Origin of the sequence: uncultured Maritalea sp. (assembly GCF_937139385.1) — a bacterium.
GTDB classification, from domain to species: Bacteria; Pseudomonadota; Alphaproteobacteria; order Rhizobiales; family Devosiaceae; genus Maritalea; species Maritalea porphyrae_A.
The window spans coordinates 1-2,330 of record NZ_CAKZPW010000270.1 but is presented as its reverse complement, the minus strand read 5'-3'; the positions used below and the strand labels follow the sequence as shown (position 1 = coordinate 2,330).

At 46.7% G+C, this 2,330-nt stretch carries 3 protein-coding genes and 1 pseudogene; 3 read left to right on the top strand and 1 reads right to left on the bottom strand.

What is annotated here, in order from left to right; all coding sequences use genetic code 11:
* Positions 1–419: pseudogene (locus Q0231_RS11085) on the bottom strand (transposase); the annotation flags it as partial.
* An 88-nt stretch (positions 420–507) separates the two neighbouring features.
* Between Q0231_RS11085 and Q0231_RS11080 the strand changes: the two are divergent.
* The 3 genes from Q0231_RS11080 to Q0231_RS11070 all read left to right on the top strand — a co-directional run bounded on the left by Q0231_RS11080 (position 508) and on the right by Q0231_RS11070 (position 2,254).
* Entirely contained in the window at positions 508–849 is a 342-nt protein-coding gene (locus Q0231_RS11080) for a hypothetical protein (RefSeq protein WP_299347719.1), read from the top strand.
* 251 nt (positions 850–1,100) lie between these two features.
* Complete coding sequence (locus tag Q0231_RS11075; RefSeq protein ID WP_299347718.1) at positions 1,101–1,892, top strand: hypothetical protein; 792 nt, start codon at positions 1,101–1,103, stop codon at positions 1,890–1,892.
* The gene (locus Q0231_RS11070; protein WP_299347717.1) at positions 1,889–2,254 is read left to right on the top strand and encodes a GntR family transcriptional regulator; all 366 of its coding nucleotides are present in this window, start codon (positions 1,889–1,891) and stop codon (positions 2,252–2,254) included. Before Q0231_RS11075 ends, Q0231_RS11070 begins: the two co-directional genes overlap by 4 nt.
* The last annotated feature ends 76 nt before the right edge of the window (positions 2,255–2,330 follow it).

Genomic DNA, 2,330 nt, shown 5'->3' with positions numbered 1-2,330 from the left:
CTCCACCATCCAGATGATCTCCAGCTTCTCGGATGGGGGGTATCTCATTCGATATCCTCCCCATCCCCGATCATGCTTTTTTTAAGCAGCCTGAGTTCCAATGTCTGCTCTGCAACAACTTCCTTCAGGTCTCGCGCTTCTTTGCGCAGACCCTTGACCTCATCACTTGATGCTTCACGTACCAGATCACCAGCTAAGCGTTGCTTGCCTGCCTCGAGAAATTCCTTGGACCATTTGTAATACATGCTCTCAGCAAGACCTTCACGCCGACACAGTTCGGCAATGCTCATCTCACCGCGCAAACCGTCCAAAACAATGCGGATCTTTTCCTCGGCACCATATTGCCGACGGGTCTTGCGCTTAATCGTGCGAACAAGCTTTTCTGAACTTGAACGGCTTCCAACTGATTTCTGCTTCATCTGCGCTCCATAAGGGCTACGATGAACCAAAAATCATCTCTTAAGCAACAACATCAATCTGTCTATCAAATGCTGACGCCGGACACCCGTGAGTGATCGCACGAGCGTGGCCGGCCGAGTTGAAAAGTTGTTCGACACTCATATGAAGGCCATCAACGCTAACCAACGTGCCGTGGCAAACGCAATTTCAATAATGCAGAGCATGTTAATCTCTTCTGTTGCCGGCGTAGACGGTGAACTCGAGGCAGCGATGAAAGAGCTTGCAGCTATGTCACAGTTACTCGTTGCAAAGACGGTCGAAGTACCTGATCGAGAAACTCCTGGATTGAACATTCTGCATAGGCGATTTCAAGAACAAGAGATGTCCAAAAGCTCAATTGCCGACGAGAAGGAAGCTGAGGTCGAAGATGATGAACTGGAGCGTGATTAGTGTTGTTTCGTAATGCTGATATCCTCACGTCATCGTTCTGGTCATTTTGCCCAGTTTTGCCAAAAAGGCTCGGGTCATTTTGCCCAGTCGCATCAAAAAACGCTGGTCACTTTGCCCAGCCGCTCCATAACCCGTTGAAATATATAACAAAATTTTACTCGCCAGTAAAACCATGTCTAAACACCTGTTTTCACCAATGTTTTCAACACCTTAACTGGCCTGCAGTGGAGCTGCGTTCCGTGTGTACCTTGATGAGCATTCTTCATGCGAATTCTCCCTTAAGAAACTTTTGGATCATTGAATCTCAGAACAATTGGCCCACGAAACTAAAGGTCAGCATTCTATATGCGACCGTTCTTTTTGGACTGACTTTAGGTGTTCAAACTAGTGAAGCTGCAGGATGGTCAACAAACGGCAGTTTCACACTCGAAGAAAAAGTCTCCAACAAGTCAGATTGGACATTTGGTCAATCGAATTGGAAGAGCCAGATCGCATTTGAAAAATCGGTTATGGGTCAAGAGTTCAAACTTGCCGCCTTACCCAAACAATTTGAGGGCAAGACAAAGCTTGATCAGCTCTTCTCGCTGATCGCTTCTGTCGAGGCCCCTCACCTGCAATATGATGCGGTCCACCACAAAGCAAAAATCAAACCGCTGCACAATCCGACAAAGCTGACCATTGGGGAAGTTTTCGAGTGGATTGAGGCGACACCCAACCAGTTTCACGCGATTGGTCGATATCAGATCATACCGGACACCCTGGCCTATTTGGTTCAGGCTGAAAAATTGAGCTTAGATCAAAGGTTCTCTGAGCAGGTTCAAGATCAACTGGCTTTAAGATTGCTCAATGATGCGGGTTGGCAGAAATTCCAGAACCATGAAATCTCCACAAAGGCATTTATGGACCGAATTGCAAACGTTTGGGCAGGTTTTCCATTGGAAAACGGCCAATCTGCTTATGACGGTATAGCTGGTAATCGCGCTGTTATTACCCGAGCTAACTTTGAAACCGCTATGAACAACATATTTGGGGAAAGGTCATGACAAGCATCTTTCACAATAAACGCCGCATTCTACGCAACGATATGGATATCAACGTTCAAGTCACAGAGATAGTGGTGCACCAAATCCTGACAAACCAAATTGGTGCAGGGGTTCAATTGCCCTCAATCAGAGTCGCAGCAAGTGACCTAGGCGTAAACAGCACCACAATCTCACGAGGATATCACGCCCTGATTGCACTAGGAGCAGTTGAAAAGCGTAGGGGTCTTGGGATGTTTGTGACGAAGGATGCCAAAACGCTCTTGTTGGCACATGAACGTCGTCGTTTTTTGCAGAAAGATTGGCCAAGAATTAGCCGAAGAATTCAATCGCTGGACATTTCCTTTGGTGATTTACGCAAATGAGCCATTTTAAAGCCCCTACAGCACCAATTGATGGCTTGACGTATATCCACGCCAAAAATCCACAAAATCCTTTGTG

Coding starts and splice junctions, on each gene's coding strand:
- Q0231_RS11075 (WP_299347718.1), top strand. CDS start 1,101: ATGAGCATTCTTCATGCGAATTCTCCCTTAAGAAACTTTTGGATCATT.
- Q0231_RS11070 (WP_299347717.1), top strand. CDS start 1,889: ATGACAAGCATCTTTCACAATAAACGCCGCATTCTACGCAACGATATG.